This window comes from Micromonospora sp. CA-249363, from assembly GCF_050950185.1.
Lineage (GTDB): Bacteria > Actinomycetota > Actinomycetes > Mycobacteriales > Micromonosporaceae > Micromonospora.
The window spans coordinates 2,849,717-2,864,897 of record NZ_CP192020.1 but is presented as its reverse complement, the minus strand read 5'-3'; the positions used below and the strand labels follow the sequence as shown (position 1 = coordinate 2,864,897).

Annotated in this window: 14 protein-coding genes; 8 read left to right on the top strand and 6 right to left on the bottom strand. The window is 73.0% G+C overall.

Annotation, left to right across the window (positions count from 1 at the left end):
* Window positions 1–101 precede the first annotated feature (101 nt).
* Entirely contained in the window at window positions 102–1,856 is a 1,755-nt protein-coding gene (locus ACQPZK_RS13125) for a M28 family peptidase (RefSeq protein ID WP_433538558.1), read from the bottom strand.
* A 203-nt stretch (window positions 1,857–2,059) separates the two neighbouring features.
* Between ACQPZK_RS13125 and ACQPZK_RS13120 the strand changes: the two genes are divergently transcribed.
* Window positions 2,060–4,882 carry an ATP-binding protein gene (locus ACQPZK_RS13120; RefSeq protein ID WP_433538557.1) on the top strand — a complete coding sequence of 941 codons (2,823 nt, stop codon included), beginning with the start codon at window positions 2,060–2,062 and terminating at the stop codon, window positions 4,880–4,882.
* A 95-nt stretch (window positions 4,883–4,977) separates the two neighbouring features.
* Here ACQPZK_RS13120 and ACQPZK_RS13115 read toward each other — a convergent pair whose 3' ends face one another.
* The 3 genes from ACQPZK_RS13115 to ACQPZK_RS13105 all read right to left on the bottom strand — a co-directional run bounded on the left by ACQPZK_RS13115 (window position 4,978) and on the right by ACQPZK_RS13105 (window position 6,808).
* A complete protein-coding gene (locus tag ACQPZK_RS13115) occupies window positions 4,978–5,133 on the bottom strand; it encodes a hypothetical protein (protein WP_433538556.1) in 156 nt (51 codons plus the stop codon).
* Window positions 5,134–5,561: 428 nt separating this feature from the next.
* On the bottom strand, window positions 5,562–6,311 hold the full coding sequence (locus ACQPZK_RS13110; protein WP_433538555.1) for a hypothetical protein: 750 nt from the start codon (window positions 6,309–6,311) through the stop codon (window positions 5,562–5,564).
* Window positions 6,308–6,808 (bottom strand): SigE family RNA polymerase sigma factor, encoded by a 501-nt coding sequence (locus ACQPZK_RS13105; protein WP_433538554.1) that lies wholly within the window; start codon window positions 6,806–6,808, stop codon window positions 6,308–6,310. Before ACQPZK_RS13105 ends, ACQPZK_RS13110 begins: the two co-directional genes overlap by 4 nt.
* Before the next feature lie 140 nt (window positions 6,809–6,948).
* Between ACQPZK_RS13105 and ACQPZK_RS13100 the strand changes: the two genes are divergently transcribed.
* On the top strand, window positions 6,949–7,770 hold the full coding sequence (locus tag ACQPZK_RS13100; protein WP_433538553.1) for a DUF3152 domain-containing protein: 822 nt from the start codon (window positions 6,949–6,951) through the stop codon (window positions 7,768–7,770).
* Between the two features lie 9 nt (window positions 7,771–7,779).
* On the opposite strand, the gene ACQPZK_RS13095 is transcribed toward ACQPZK_RS13100, so the two are convergent.
* Complete coding sequence (locus ACQPZK_RS13095) at window positions 7,780–8,451, bottom strand: hypothetical protein (RefSeq protein ID WP_433538552.1); 672 nt, start codon at window positions 8,449–8,451, stop codon at window positions 7,780–7,782.
* A gap of 229 nt (window positions 8,452–8,680) precedes the next feature.
* On the opposite strand from ACQPZK_RS13095, the gene ACQPZK_RS13090 reads away from it, so the two are divergent.
* Window positions 8,681–9,274: an AMIN-like domain-containing (lipo)protein gene (locus tag ACQPZK_RS13090; RefSeq protein ID WP_433538551.1), complete on the top strand. Its 594-nt coding sequence runs from the start codon at window positions 8,681–8,683 to the stop codon at window positions 9,272–9,274.
* A gap of 54 nt (window positions 9,275–9,328) precedes the next feature.
* Here ACQPZK_RS13090 and ACQPZK_RS13085 read toward each other — a convergent pair whose 3' ends face one another.
* On the bottom strand, window positions 9,329–9,655 hold the full coding sequence (locus ACQPZK_RS13085) for an L-rhamnose mutarotase (protein WP_433538550.1): 327 nt from the start codon (window positions 9,653–9,655) through the stop codon (window positions 9,329–9,331).
* 160 nt (window positions 9,656–9,815) lie between these two features.
* Between ACQPZK_RS13085 and ACQPZK_RS13080 the strand changes: the two genes are divergently transcribed.
* The 5 genes from ACQPZK_RS13080 to ACQPZK_RS13060 all read left to right on the top strand — a co-directional run bounded on the left by ACQPZK_RS13080 (window position 9,816) and on the right by ACQPZK_RS13060 (window position 15,100).
* Window positions 9,816–10,496 carry a response regulator gene (locus ACQPZK_RS13080; RefSeq protein ID WP_433538549.1) on the top strand — a complete coding sequence of 227 codons (681 nt, stop codon included), beginning with the start codon at window positions 9,816–9,818 and terminating at the stop codon, window positions 10,494–10,496.
* A 13-nt stretch (window positions 10,497–10,509) separates the two neighbouring features.
* Entirely contained in the window at window positions 10,510–11,928 is a 1,419-nt protein-coding gene (locus ACQPZK_RS13075) for an ATP-binding protein (RefSeq protein WP_433538548.1), read from the top strand.
* Window positions 11,915–12,832 carry a Gmad2 immunoglobulin-like domain-containing protein gene (locus ACQPZK_RS13070; protein ID WP_433538547.1) on the top strand — a complete coding sequence of 306 codons (918 nt, stop codon included), beginning with the start codon at window positions 11,915–11,917 and terminating at the stop codon, window positions 12,830–12,832. The genes ACQPZK_RS13075 and ACQPZK_RS13070 overlap by 14 nt, the downstream gene beginning before the upstream one ends.
* A gap of 111 nt (window positions 12,833–12,943) precedes the next feature.
* The gene (locus tag ACQPZK_RS13065; RefSeq protein WP_433538546.1) at window positions 12,944–13,573 is read left to right on the top strand and encodes a TetR/AcrR family transcriptional regulator; all 630 of its coding nucleotides are present in this window, start codon (window positions 12,944–12,946) and stop codon (window positions 13,571–13,573) included.
* Window positions 13,574–13,606: 33 nt separating this feature from the next.
* Window positions 13,607–15,100 carry an MFS transporter gene (locus ACQPZK_RS13060; protein ID WP_433538545.1) on the top strand — a complete coding sequence of 498 codons (1,494 nt, stop codon included), beginning with the start codon at window positions 13,607–13,609 and terminating at the stop codon, window positions 15,098–15,100.
* The last annotated feature ends 81 nt before the right edge of the window (window positions 15,101–15,181 follow it).

Below are 15,181 nucleotides of genomic sequence, written 5' to 3'. Positions count from 1 at the left end.
TGCGAATCAGGGGCCGGCCTTGAAGGATTTCTACCAGAGATAGACGGGCGTGACCAGATGCCGGGTGGGGACGCCCGACGAGACGTCCCCACCCGACGCCGTCAGCTGGCCTGGAGCGTCACGTCGTCGATCACGAAGCTGGTCTGCAACGACGAGTCCTCGGTGCCGGTGAACTTGAGGGTGACCGTCTGCCCAGCGAACCCGGCCACGTTGAACGTGCGCTGGGTGTAGCCGGAGGCGGCGTTCAGGTTCGAGTACGTCGCCAGCGTGGTCGAGCCCACCTGCACGGTGAGCTTGTCGTACGCCGTGGAGGTGGTCGTCTCGGCGGTGTCGATGTGCAGCCAGAACGACAGCGTGTAGCTGGCGCAGCCGGCCGGCACGGTCACCGACTGCGACAGGGTGTCGGTGTGGGTGCTGCCGTACCCGTCGAGCCACGCCTTGTACGACCCGGTCCGGGCCGCCTGGCCGCTCGAGTTGGTGATCACCCCGGAGGAGGCGGTCCACGGCGTGCTGCCGCTCTCGAAGCCACCGTTGCCGACCACCTGCCCGCCGGAACACCCCCCGGTGCCGGTCACCGTGAGGGTGAGGCTGGCGGTCCGGGTGACCGAGCCGGTGCCGGTGACCGTGACCGTGACGGTCCCGGTGGTCGCGCTGGACGAGGCGGTCAGCGTCACCGTGGCCGAGCCGCCGGAGATCACCGACGACGGGCTGAACGAAACGCTCACCCCGCTGGGCGCGCCGGACGCGCTGAGGCTGACCGTCTGCGCCGAGCCGGAGGTGGTCGCGGTGCTGACCGTGGCGCTGGCGCTGGCGCCCCGGGCCACGGTGAGGGAGGTGGGGCTGACCGCGAGCGAGAAGTCGTTGGTCGGGGTGCCGCTGCCCACGGCGAGCTGCCACAGCGCGTACGCGACGCCGTCCGCGGCCCGGTTCAGCACGGTGGCGCTGACGTTGGCGGTGGTGTCACAGGACCGGTGGTAGCAGGGGTCGTACGCCGCGTTGGCGGTGCCGCCCCACTTGGCCGCCTGGCTGCTGGTCTTGCGGGCGCTCGCGCCCGCGGCGTACCCGGAGGTGGGGATGCCGGCCTGCTGGAAGTAGTAGTCGTCGGACCGGCCCTGGCCTTCGACGTTCTCCTCCGGCTGCAGCCCCAGGGAGTCCCAGTACGCCTTGAGCGGCGCCGCCGTGGTCGAGCTGACCCGGTTGATGAAGTAGCCGCCGTTGGTGGAGCCGACCATGTCGAAGTTGTAGTAGCCCTTGATGTAGCCGCGCTGGGTGGAGTTGAGCGAGTTGACGTAGAAGCGGGAGCCGTTGAGCCCCTGCTCCTCGTCGGTCCACCAGGCGAACCGGACCTTCTTCGTCATGGTCGGGTTCTGCGCGGCGAGGACCAGGGCGTTCTCGAGCAGGGTGGCCGAGCCGGAGCCGTTGTCGTTGATACCCGGACCGGCCGAGACGCCGTCCAGGTGGGCACCGAACATCACCACCTGGTCGGACGGGCCGCCGGGCCACTCGGCGATCAGGTTGTTCGACGGGTACGTGCAGCTGGAGCAGTACTGCTCGCTGACGGTGTAGCCGGCCGCCTGGAGCTTCGTCTTGACGTAGCTGAGCGAGGCGGTGTAGCCGGCGGACCCGGCTCGCCGGTTGCCGCCGTTGCTGCTGGCGATGGAGTTGAACTGGGTCAGGTGCGCCTGGACGTTGCTGACGGAGATGTCCGGCGCCGCCAGGACGGCGGCGGACGCGGCGATCGGCCGGGCCGCTGTCGTCGCGGCGGAGGGTGACGCGGTCGCCGGCTGGGCGGCCAGCGTCACCGTCCCGGTGAACACGGCGAGCGCGATTCCCGCGCTCAGCGTTCTGCCTCTCATGGGGGCTCCTCGGGGGTTGGAGAGATAACCGAGACACTTACAGAGATCTATGTAGGCGGCATCGGTCGTTCGTCCCGAACCCCCACCGGTTCGACGATGGGTACCGGCGTCAGCACAGGTGAGTAGAGGTGCCAGGATGGGTAGGTAACGCAGCAGGGGTCGTCGGGCCCGGACGGGGGGCTAGCGATGAGGCCGGGTCGAGCGTGACACGACCCCGCACCGACCTGTTCGACGGCGGCGGGGCCACCGGACGGCTGATGGCGGAGCTGGACTGGGCCGCCACGCCGCTCGGCGCGGTGTCCGACTGGCCCCAGAGCCTGCGGTCCGCCGTACGGATGGTGCTCTCCTCCCGCTACCCGATGCTGCTGCTCTGGGGCGACCGCCTCTCCCAGCTCTACAACGACGCGTACTCGGCGCTGATCGGCGACAAGCACCCCGGCGCGCTCGGCGACGACGTGCGGGTGACCCTGGCCGAGGGCTGGGACGTCCTCGCCCCCCTGATCGAGCAGGCCATGGCGACCGGGGTGGCCAGTTGGGTGCCCGCCCTGCAACTCCTGCTGGAGCGCGCCGGCTACCGCGAGGAGGCCTACTTCAGCGTCTCGCACGCACCGGCCCGCGACGACGACGGCCGCACGGTGGGCGTGCTGACGGTGTGCAGCGAGGTCACCGAACAGGTCGTCGGCGAACGGCGACTGCGGCTGCTGCGCGACCTGTCCCTGCGCGGCGACGGGCGCACCGTCGACGTGGACGCGACCTGCGCGCGGCTGATCGAGGCGATCGGCGGCCACTCGCTGGACGTGCCGTTCGCCGCGATCTACCTGCGCGACGGCGGGACCCTGCGGCGGATCGCCAGCGCGGGCGGCGACCCGGGCCACGGGACCATCACCGCGGCGCTGCCGACCGTCGTCGACCTGGCCGAGCCGGCCCCGACGGCCCGCGCCTGGGCGCTACCGGACGCGGCGGCGGGCCGGCCCACCGACGTGACCGGCGTCGACGAGCGGCTGTCGCTGCCCGCCGGCCCGTGGGGCGACCCCGCCCGCGCCGCGCTGGCCCTTCCGCTGCCCTCGGCCGCCGAGGAGCAGCCGCTCGGCGTCCTGCTGGTCGGCGTCAACCCGAACCGGGCGTTGGACGAGGCGTACCGCTCCTTCTACCAACTGCTGACGCAGCAGGTCTCGGCGGCGATTTGCAACGCCCAGGAGTACGAGCGCGAGCGCCGCCGGGCCGAGACCCTGGCCGAGCTGGACCGGGTGAAGACCACCTTCTTCACCAACGTCAGCCACGAGTTCCGTACCCCGTTGACCCTCATGCTCGGGCCGCTCGCCGACGCCCTCGCCGACACCGCCGCGCCGCTGACGTCCCCGCAGCGGGAGCGGGTCGAGACCGCCTGGCGCAGCGCGACCCGCCTGTTGACGCTTGTCAACAGCCTGCTCACCTTCTCCAGCCTGGAGGCCGGCCGGGCTCGCAGCGACGCGCACGAGGTCGACCTGCCCGCGCTCACCGCAGAGCTGGCCAGCGTCTTCCGGGCCGCCGTCGAGCGGGCGGGGCTGACCCTGGAGGTCGACTGCCCGCCGCTGCCCCACCCGGTCGCCGTCGATCCGGTCAACTGGGAACGCATCGTCACCAACCTGCTGTCCAACGCCCTGAAGTACACGTTCATCGGTGGCATCCGGGTCGCCGTGGACGCCGACCACGACGAGGTACGCCTGACCGTCGCCGACACCGGCATCGGGATCGCCGAGGCGGACCTGCCGAAGCTCTTCGAGCGCTTCCACCGGGTGCAGGGCGCACGCTCGCGCAGTCACGAAGGCACCGGGATCGGCCTGGCCCTGGTCCACGAACTGGCCCGGCTGGAAGGCGGCGAGATCCGGGTGGCGAGCCGGGTGGGCGCCGGGACCGCGTTCACCGTGGTCCTGCCCTGGTCGGCGGCGCGGCGCACGGCGACGACCGGTCCGTCCCCCGAAGGGCTGGGCGACGCGGCACGCGCCGCCGTCCAGGAGGCGACGGGCTGGCTGACCGCCCCGACCGGAGAGGTCGCCGAGCCCGCCCCGGCGCCCGGCCCGGCCGCCGACGAGCTGGCCGGTGCCCGGATCCTGTTGGCCGACGACAACAGCGACATGCGCGCGTACCTGAGCCGGCTGCTCGCCGCCCAGGGCTGGCGGGTGCGGTCGGTCACCGACGGCCGCCAGGCCCTCGACGCGATCCACCAGGAGCCACCGGACCTGGTGCTCACCGACGTGATGATGCCCGTGCTGGACGGCTTCGACCTGGTCCGCCGGTTGCGCGCGGACCCCGCGACCCGGTCGCTTCCGGTGCTCGTGCTCTCCGCCCGGGCGGGCGAGGAGGCCAGCGTGGCAGGTCTGAGCCTGGGCGCCGACGACTACCTGGTGAAGCCGTTCGCCGCCGCCGAGCTGATCGCCCGGATCCGGACCGCCATCCGGCGTGCGCGCACCGAGGTTCTCGGCGACGACGCCCCCGCGCCGAGCGCCGACGGCGACCCGGCCCCCGCCGCCCGGCCCATGGCGGTCGAGGTCCCGCCCGAGCAGAGCGCGCCCCCCGCGGATCGTGTTGTCGATCCCGCGACCGGCGACCCGGCCAGCACGTCGACGGCCGGCACAGCGACAGCCGGCACGCCGCACGACGACGGGCTCGGCGACCGGCTGGACGAGCAGTGGACGTACCCGTCGGTGCCCACCTCGGCGGCCGCCATGCGCCAGGACGTCCGGCTGGCGTTGGACGACCTGGACGTCGACGGGGAGGTGGCGGAGGATCTGCTGCTCGCCGCCTCCGAGGCGATGAACAACGCCGTCGAGCACGCGCAACGACCCAGCCGCCCCGAGGTGCGGGTCCGGCTCCAGGTGGGCGACGCGCTGGTCCGGATCTCGGTCCGCGACTTCGGCACCTGGCGGGACCGTCGACCGGCCATGGACCGGGGCCGTGGCGCGCTGCTGATGAACGCCTACGGCGACGTACGGCTCGTCTCCACCGGCGACGGCACGACCGTGACCATCGAACGCCGGTTGGCCTGAAACCAGGCAGAGGCCCCGCACGGACAACGGCCCGCCCTCTGGTCTACGGGGCGGGCCGTTCGGTGTGTGCTCTCGGTGTGGGGCTGGCGTCCCGCTCAGCTCTCCGGCGGCGGGGGTTCGTCCGCTCCCCTGGCCTTCCAGGGCTGGTGCTCCGTGATCCAGCGCTCCACGTCCTCCACCAGCCAGACGGTCCCGCCGGCCAGGTCCTCGCTCCCGTACAACCGCCGCCGCCAGGCCATTCCCCTGAGCATCGCTTCATGACCCCCCTTCCGGATCTGAAAGCCCCGGCGGCCTCACTCTCAGGTGCTTTTCAAGCCCCATATGTATGGGTAGCCACGCCACTTTCATACTTGGCAGGGGGCAGACCAATCAAGTCTGGAACGAGGCCGCGATCAGCGCGGTCGGGCCGCGGCGCTGAGCGGCGGCGGTAATGCTGATGAGCGTGATGCCTGTGAGTCATCTAGATGACTCACAGGCATCACGCTCATCAGGGTGTTGTCGCCGTCGGTCGCATGGCGTGGCGGTCGCGAAGACGCACGGTGTGCCCGAAGCGGGTGCAGTCGTTGATGTTGCCGCCCGAGAGCCCGAACGCCAGAGTCCGACCCAGTCCATCGAAGGACGTGCTATACCCTCCTCCACCAAGATCCTTTGAAGACACCGCCCAGGGGCCTGGCCGACCTCAGAGCCGGCGACCCGCGCCGTCGCGGGCGACGATGCCGTCCAGCCGCTTTCCGGGAGGGAGCGTGGTCGGATCGAACCAGAAGATCACGACCTGCTTGTCGAGACTCCAGCGCGCCAGCGTCGCGTCGACCTGCCGACCGTCGACCGTGCCGGTGATCCGCGCCGCCGGGCCGACGAAGTAGCCGAAGGTGGGCACCGGAAAGACCGACTCGCTCTCGTCGTACCCGATCTGGTGGAAACCGGGGCTGCGGTCGGCGCCCTCGACGTCGTTGACCAGGATATCCGTGCTCACCGTCCCGTCCGCGGCACGGCGACCGGCGGCCAGGCCGATGGTCACCTCGGGCGCCGCCGGAACCGTCACCGCGACGAAGAAGTAGACCCGCCGGTCGGTGCCGTGCCCTGTTCCGGAGTCGATCACCTGACCGAGGGGCTTCGGATGGGGCACGCCACGAGCCTGCGTGGGCGGTGGCGTCGGCTCGTCCGACGTCGGCGCGACACCGACCGAGGGCGAGGCGACGGCGGCCGGGGACGCGGGTTCGGCCGGCGCGGGATCGCGCGACCCGCTCGCGTCGACCGTCACGGCGGTCACGGCGACCAGCCCGGCCGCGAGCGTCGCCGCCGCCGCTCCGGTGACCCGCCGACGGGTCCGCAACCGTCGCCCGTCGCGCATCACCCGGGCCAGGTCGATCACGGCGTCGGGGCGTTCGGTCGCCCGCATGGCCTCCCGCAGCCGATCCAGCTCGTTCATCGGCGCGCCCCCTCGTCGCTGGTACGCGGCGCGGCGGTGCGCAACTTCTCCAGAGCCCGCGAGCTGGTGCTCTTGACGGTGCCCACGGACACGGCGAGTTCTCGCGCCACCTGCGCCTCCGGCAGGTCGAAGTAGTACCGCAGCACGACGATGGCCCGTTCTCGAGGGCTCAGCGCGCCGAGGATGGCGACCAACCAGCGCCGGGTCACCACGTCGTCGGCCACGTCACCACGTCGCTGTTCCGGCACCTCGTCGGTCGGGTACTCCCGCAGCGGCCGTCGCCACCGGTCCACCAGGTGGTTGACCAACGTGCGCCGCGCGTACCCGTAGGCGTCGTCGTCGTGGATCCGCGCCCACGACGCGTACGTACGGACCAGCGCGGTCTGCGCGGCGTCCTCGGCCTGGTGGTGGTCGCCGGTCATCAGGTACGCGGCGTGCACCAGCCGCGCGGACGCCGCCCGCGCGAACTCGACGAACTCCGCGTCACCCCGCGCCACCGCGAACCCTCCCCCGTGCCACATCACCTCAGACGGGTACGACCGCCGAAAGGTTGAGATCCGGATCACTTCAACTTTTCGTCGCCGCGACCCGTCTTCTCCTGTGCGCGCGCCTCCAGGCGACGCGCGAGGGGAGAGACATGTCGACGAAGGGTACCCGCCGGTGGCATCTGGCCTCGGCGGCGTCACTGCTGGTGGTGGCGCTGCTCACCGGATGTACGGGGCCAGCGGCCGGGCAGCCCGCCGGAGACCCCGGCACCGCGCCGCGGCCCGGTGGTCAGGCCTCGAGCCGGCCGACCGGCGTCGGCATCCTCGGCACCCGCAGCACGCCCAACCGTCCGGTCAGCTATCCAGCGACCGGCGGTAACCGCTGGACGATCGCCGCGGCCGAGACGACGCGTGGCGGCGCGGAGAGCGGCACTCTGCTGCGCTATCGCATTGCCGTGGAACGCGACATCCGTGGTCTCGCGGCGGGTGAGATCGCCACCGCGATCTCCGCGACGTTGAACGACCCCCGCGGATGGACGGCGGGCGGGGACTGGCGGCTGCGGCGGGTGGGCGCCGACGATGCGGCGGACTTCACCATCTACCTGGCGACCCCCGGCACCCGCGACACGCTCTGTCAGGACGTGCCGGACGGCTACACGTCCTGCCGCAACGGCGGCAAGGTGGTGCTCAACGTGGCGCGCTGGGTGTCGGGCGTGCCGAACTACGGCGCGAGCCTGGCCACCTATCGGCAGTACATGGTCAACCACGAGGTCGGGCACAAGCTCGGGTTCGGCCACGAGCGCTGCCCCGGCAAGGGTCAGCCAGCGCCGGTCATGCAGCAGCAGACGTTGGGCCTGCACGGTTGCCGTGCCAACGCCTGGCCGTACCCGAACGGCACGACCCGCTACCACGGCCCGTCCGGGGCGTACGACGACGAGATCCCCCGGCGCGAGGGCGCGTACCCGAAGCACTGAGACCGCCGGTCAGGGTCGGCGGCGGCGCTCCTGCTCGAGTCGCTCGTCCAGTCGACCCAACTCGTAGACGGCGTTGAGGCTGGTCGGGAGACGGCGGACGTTCTCCGGCCCGGGGTCGGGATCGGGGTCGGGGTCGGGGTCGGGAGTCGGCGTCGGGTCGGGGGCCGGTGCCGGAACGGCGGCGGAACCGGCGCTGCCACGACGGCGCAGCAGCAGGAGCGCCAGCCCCGCCAGGACCGCCGCCACCAGGAGATAGGACACGGGCGGCCAGCCGTCGCGGACGGGGTCGGCGATGGGTGGCGCGACGACCGGCGCCGGGGTGTCACCGCCACGCATGGGCACCGCGGGGTCGCGTCCGTTGGTGTCGGCGCTCCGCTCGGGGCGGGCGGGCGGGACCGTCGCCCGGTCTCCGGCCGACGAGCCGGCGGGCGCGGATGTCGCGCCGGGCTTCGACGGGCCGGACGGCGGGGTAGCCGCCGGCCGGCTCGCCTCGGAGGTCGGGGCGCGGGTGCCGCTCGGCGTCGGGATCGGGGTGGGCGTACCACTGCCGCCCAGCAGGTCGCCCACTATCCGGCCGACACCGCCCACCAGTTCGCCGATCGGCCCCGGAGCGACGGACACCGATGGCGTGGGCGTGGGCGCGAGGGCGAGGGTCAACGCGAGGACGACGACGGCCGGCATCCATCCACCTCCGATGTGCCGATGCGAGGCACCGTATCGCAATGTGGGACGCCGTGGGGTGCCACGCCACGCCACGCCGCAGCTGACGCCGATAGCGGCGCGTCGTCGGCTGTTACCCAGCGGTTACGCGGCGGCGAGGTGCCCGTGTCGGGGCGGGACGACGGTGGCGGCGAGGGTCACCGGCAGGGCCGCCGCGACGTGACCCCGGGACACCGAACGGAGAACGACGATGAGGATCAGGAGCGCGCTGACCGCGACGGCGGTCGTCCTCGCCGGAGTGCTCGCCACGGCGGGCAGCAGCGCGGCGGGAACCAGCAGCGCGGCGCGTACCGGCCCGGCGCGTGCCGCGACCGAGGCGGCGTACTGCGGAATCACCTGGGGCAGCGGGGAGAAGTCGGCCGGCGCGCTGAGCGACGCTCCCCTGGTCGACGTCCGCACGGGCCGGCACGACTGCTACGACCGGGTGGTGTTCGAGTTCGCCGGCCCGGTCGACGGGTACGCGATCGGCTACGGCGAGACCTGGACCGAGGGCGAGGGGCTCGCGCTGTCGCCGTACACCGCCGGAGGCGCGCTGCTGCGGGTCTCCCTGCGGGCCCCGGCGTACGACGCCGACCACCTCGGCACGGTGCCCTACCCCGTCGGCACGCACGTCACGAACGTGCTGCGCTACGCGACGCTGCGCGACGTGGTCTTCGGCGGCAGCTTCGAGGGCTACACCACCTTCGCGGTCGGCGTACGGGCCCGGTTGCCGTTCCGCGCCGTCGTGCTGGCGGGTCCGGGCGACCACAGTCGGATCGTGCTCGACGTCGCCCACCAGTGGTGACCGGCGGGGCCGGCGCCCACCACGTTCCGGCGGGCGCCGGCCGGCGTCGAGCAGCTAGCCCTGCGGGCTCGCCTCGTCGGCCAGGTGCCAGACCTCGCGCATCGGTGCCCACCAGTCCCCCGAGCCGGGCTCGGCCAACGACTCCTGGCACGGGTCGGTCAGCTTCCACCACTCCTGGGTCTGTGGGTCCGCGGCGATCAGCCGCAGGTCGGCCTCGTAGTCGTCGCCGACGTACTCGTAGTAGCCGAAGAGCAGGTCGTCGTGGAGGAAGATCGTGTAGTTGCGGAAGTTCGCCTCGCGCAGCGTCTGCTCGACGCTCGGCCAGACGGCGGCGTGCAGCCGCAGGTAGGTCTCCCGCATCTCGGGGCGGAGTCGAATCACGCAGCCATGACGTCGCACGTCGTGCCCTTTCGTGTGAGGGGGTGCCCGGAGGCACCTGACCGTAGCGGGTGGACGGTGCCGGGATGAGGACCCGACCGGCCGTCGATGACGGCCATTCCGCCAGGGTTACGCACCGTGCTCGCGGGTCTACCCTCGACTGATGGAGGGCCGCGTACTGGTGGTCGAGGACGACGTCTCCATCCGGGAGGTCACCGCCCTCGGCCTGCGCCGCGCCGGCTTCCGGGTCGACACCGCCACCGACGGACGGCAGGCGCTCGTGACCTGGCGAGCCCACCCGGTCGACCTGATCGTGCTCGACGTGATGCTGCCCGGACTGGACGGTCTGGAGGTGTGCCGGGAGATCCGGCGGACGAGCCAGGTGCCGATCCTCATGCTGACCGCCCGCACCGACACGCTCGACGTGGTGGTCGGCCTGGAGTGCGGCGCGGACGACTACCTGCGCAAGCCCTTCGACCTGCCGGAGCTGGTGGCCCGGGTCCGCTCGGTGCTGCGGCGGGTGAGCGCGCCGACGCCGTCGCGCACCATCGCCGTCGGCGACCTGGAGATCGACCCGGGCGCTTTCGTGGTACGCCGGGACGGCCGGGAGGTGGAGCTGACCGCCACCGAGTTCCGGCTCCTGCTGGAGCTGGCCCGACGTCCCGGCCAGGTCTTCACCCGGGAACTGTTGCTGGACCTGGTCTGGAACCACCGCTTCCTGGGTGACTCACGGCTCGTCGACGTGGCGGTGCAGAGGCTGCGCGCAAAGGTCGAGGACGATCCGGCGCACCCCCAGCGCATCCGCACGGTACGCGGCGCGGGCTACAAGTTGTCCGGCGGCTGACGGGAGGTCGGCGATGGCCGTACGCGCGGTGACGCCCGGCCGGCTGCGTCGCCGACTGACGATCGCGTTCGTGCTGGTCGCCGGGGTGTCCGCCGGTGTGCTCGCCGGCGGGACCGGGCTGCTGCTGCGCCAGTCCTGGTGGGACGCGTCGCTGCGCCAGGCCGCCGCCGACGCCCGTTACCAGCTCGTGCTCGCCGGACAGTTCCTGCCGTTGACCGAGCAGCGCGACGCCGAGCTGCTCACCAGCTTCGAGGGCAGCGGTCGGCACGTCGTCCTCGTCGACGGCGACACCCGTCCCTCCCATCCCGCGTACGCCCCCGCCCTGGGCGCGCGCCTGCGGGCGTCGGTCGCGGACGGGCAGCTGGCGTTCCAGCGGTCGACGTCCGCGCAGCGGTCCCGCCTGCTGGTGGTGGGCGGGCGCATCCCCGGTTCGAGCGCCGAGCTGTACGTGATCACCGAGGAGGACGACATCGCGGCCGACCTGCGCCAGGTGTACGCCGCGCTGCTGACCGGCTGGGTGGTCGTCGTCCTGGTCGCCGCCGGGGTGGGCAACCTCCTGGCCCGCCGCACCCTGGAGCCGGTGGGCCGGGCCAGCCGCGCCGCCCGGGCGCTCACCGAGGGGCTGCTCGCCACCCGTCTGCCGGTACGCGGGCGGGACGAGTTCAGCGCGTGGGCGGCGTCGTTCAACGAGATGGCCGAGGCGCTGGAGGCGAAGATCGCCGCCCTGTCGGCCGCACAGGCCCGGGAGCGGCGGTTCACCGCCGACGTCGCGCACGAGCTGCGTACCCCGGTGACCGCCCTGGTGGCGGCGGCCTCGCTGCTGCGCGACCAGCTGGACCGGCTGCCCGACGACGCCCGGCCGGCCGCGCGGCTGCTGGTCGGGGACGTGGTCCGGCTGCGCCGCCTGGTCGAGGACCTGATGGAGATCTCGCGGCTGGACGCCGGGCGGGAACGCCCGAGCCTCGAACCGGTGGACGCGCTGGCGCTGCTCCGCGCGATCGTCGCGGCGCGCGGCTGGTCGGACCGGGTGCTGGTCGCCGGCGATCCCGTCGCGCTGGAAACGGACCCTCGCCACCTGGAGCGTGTCCTCGCCAACCTGGTCGCCAACGCGGTCGAGCACGGCGGCGGCGAGATCTGCGCGAGAGTGAGCGCGGCGGAGCGGATCGTCGCCGTCGAGGTGGCCGACCAGGGGCCCGGCATCCCGGTCGCCCACCTGCCGCTGGTGTTCGACCGGTTCCACAAGGTCGATCCCGCGCGCTCGGCCCCGGGCAGCGGCCTCGGTCTGGCGATCGCCCGGGAACATGCGGCCGTGTTGGGCGGGATGCTGACCGTGCGCAGCGCGCCGGGCCTCGGCACAGTGTTCCGTCTGGAGCTGCCCGCGCGGGGTCCCGACGGTGGCGCGCGGGAGGGGGTGCGGGATGAGCCGCCGTGACCGGTGGCGCGGGGCAGGCGTCGTGGCGCTCGTCGCCGCGCTCGCGGTCGCCGGCTGCGGCACCCCCCGCTCCGGTGTCCTGGGCGCGGCGCCGACCGCGCCGCCGCCCACCCCTGCCCCGCCGACCGTCGCGCCCGCCACGACCCCGCCGGCCGCTCCGGCTCCGCCGACGCCCACGGCCACCACCACCCCGCCGCGTCCGCCGACGCCGACGGTCACCGGGACCCGCCGGCCGGACACGGTGACGATCGAGCTGTGGTACGTCCGCTCCGGCCGACTCGTGCCCACCCGGCGCACCCGACCGGCCACCGTCGCGACGTCCCGGCTCGCCCTGAGCGAACTGGCCGCCGGGCCGACGCCGGCCGAGGCCGCCACCGGGATGGTCACCCTGCTGCCGACCGCCGTCGAGGTAAGCCGCATCGCCGACGGCGTGGCGACGCTCGCTTCCGTCCCGTCCGCCGACGACTCGCCGGACCGTCGGCGGCTACGCGAGGCGCAGGTGGTGTGGACGCTCACCCAGTTCCCCACCGTCCGGCAGGTCCGCTTTCCCGGTGGCCCACCGGTGGGTCGGGCCGACTATCCGGGCCTGCTCGCGCCGATCGTGGTCGCCGGGCCGAGCGTCGGCGAGAGGGTCACCGCTCCGCTCACCATCAGCGGTACGGCGGACGTGTACGAGGCCACGGTGAGCGTCCGGGTGCTGGACGACGCCGGACGACAGGTGGCCGCCGGCTTCGGCACGGCGAGCTGCGGCAGCGGCTGCCGGGGCGAGTACCGGGTGGTGGTCACCTGGCGTACGACCAGGGATCAGCACGGCACGATCGAGGTGTACGAGGTGTCGGCCCGCGACGGCACACGGATCAACACCGTGGCCGTACCGGTGCTCCTCACGCGGCACGGCAGCTGAGCGGGAAACGTGACCGTTTCGCTCGTCTGATGCGACGCACCTCATAAAACCCTGCATGAAGGGCTCCGAGCGAACTAGGGTCAGTACGACATCGTTTCACGGGGGGTTCGGGTGCTGGACGGTCAGCAGGTGAGCGCGGGCGTCGGCGTGCCGGCCGCGCGGTCGGCCCGGTGCACGACCCCCGACCTGTTCAGCGTGGTGATCGACCTGCTGCGCGAGGTCGGGTTCGACCGGCTCACCATCGACGCCGTGGCCGCCCGCGCCCACGTGAGCAAGGCCACCATCTACCGGCGGTGGGACGGCAAGGCCGAGCTGGTCGTCGCCGCCCTGAGCGACCGCCAGGTCGGCGTGCTCAACCCACCCGACACCGGCTCGTTGCGGGGTGACCTGATCGAGCTGCTCCGCGCCACCGCCGCCATCTGTGTCGCGGACTGCGACCTGATGCAGGCCCTGACCTTCGCCATGCGGACCAGCCCGGAGCTGGAACGTCTGGTCCGCCACCAGGTGCTGCCCGCCGGGCGGGTGGCCAGCACCGCCGTCCTCGTCCGCGCCGCCGCCCGTGGGGAGATCCCCCCGGAGGCCGGCGAACGGGACCTGTTCCACGACCTGGCCCCCGCCCTCCTCATGTCCCGACTGGTCGCGCACGGCCTGCCCGCCGACGACGCGTTCCTCACCCAGGTCGTCGACCAGGTGCTGATCCCGGTTCTCCGCTACCGGCACGACCGCCCGTCCCAGGCCTGATCCATCAACATCCGCACCACGGAAGGCTTCACCATGCCCGGAACCACCTCGACCGCCCCCGGCGCACCCGGCGCCGGGACGTCGACAGGCGCGCCGCACCCGCGGCGCTGGATCGCCCTGGCGGTCATCGCGGTCTCGCAGCTGATGGTCGTCCTCGACGCCACCATCGTGAACATCGCGCTCCCCCAGGCCCAGGCGGACCTGGGCATCACCGACGCGAACCGGCAGTGGGTGATCACCGCCTACACGCTGGCCTTCGGCGGTCTGCTCCTGCTCGGCGGCCGGATCGCCGACTACTGGGGGCGCAAGCGCACCTTCCTGGTCGGCATGACCGGTTTCGCGCTGGCCTCCGCGCTGGGTGGTCTCGCCACCACCGGTGGGATGCTCTTCGCCGCCCGCGCGTTGCAGGGCGCGTTCGGCGCGCTGCTCGCGCCGGCCGCCCTGGCACTGCTCACGGTGCTGTTCACCGAGGCCACCGAGCGCGCCAAGGCGTTCGCCGTGTACGGCGCCATCGCCGGTGGCGGCTCCGCGGTCGGGCTGCTGCTCGGCGGGGTGCTGACCGAGTACGCCGACTGGCGCTGGTGCCTGCTGGTCAACATCCCGGTCGCCGCCGTCGCGATCGCCTTCGCCCTTCCGCTCGTGCCGGAGAGCCGGGCGCACGGCAACACCCGCTACGACGTGCCCGGCGCGGTCGTCGTCACCGCCGGCCTGGTCTCCCTCGTCTACGGCTTCACCAAGGCCGCCGAGGACGGCTGGGACGCCACCGCCACGCTCGGCTTCATCGCCGCCGGCGTGGTGCTGCTGGCCGCCTTCGTGGTGATCGAGCTGCGCACCAACCACCCGTTGCTGCCGCTGCGGATCATCCTGGACCGCAACCGGGGCGGGGCGTACCTCACCTCGACGCTGATCGGCGCGGGCCTGTTCGGGGCGTTCCTCTTCCTGACCTTCTACTTCCAGGTGGTCCTGCAGTACAAGCCCCTGGAGGCCGGCCTCGCGTCGCTGCCGGTCACCGCCGGCGTGTTGATCGCCGCGGGTGGCGCCAGCCAGCTCATGCCACGACTGGGCGCCAAGCCGCTGATGGTCGCCGGCGCGGTGCTCGCCGCCCTGGGCATGCTGGTGCTGACCCAGATCGACGTGGACACCCCGTTCCTCACCCACCTGCTGCCCGCCCAGGTCATCCTCGGCCTGGGGCTCGGCTTCACCTTCGTCCCGCTGTCCAGCCTCGCCCTGGTCGGGGTGCCGGAGCACGACGCCGGCGCGGCCAGCGCGACGCTCAACGCCACCCAGCAGGTCGGTGGCTCGCTCGGCACCGCGCTGCTGAACACCTTCTACACCAGCGCGGTCACCGCGTACCTGGTCGGCCGGGCGCCGAACCCGGTGACGCAGGTGGAGGCGCTGGTGCACGGGTACCGCGTCGCGTTCGCCTGGGGCGCGGTGCTGATCGTGCTCGCCGGACTGGTCACCCTGGTCCTGGTGAAGGTACGCAAGGAGGACATCCCGGCCGGCAACGCCGTGCACATGGGCTGAGCCGAACGACGCCGCCCGGCCCGCGCCCGATGGGGTGCGGGCCGAGCGGCGCACACCGGGTACGTCCGACCGGCGCAGACC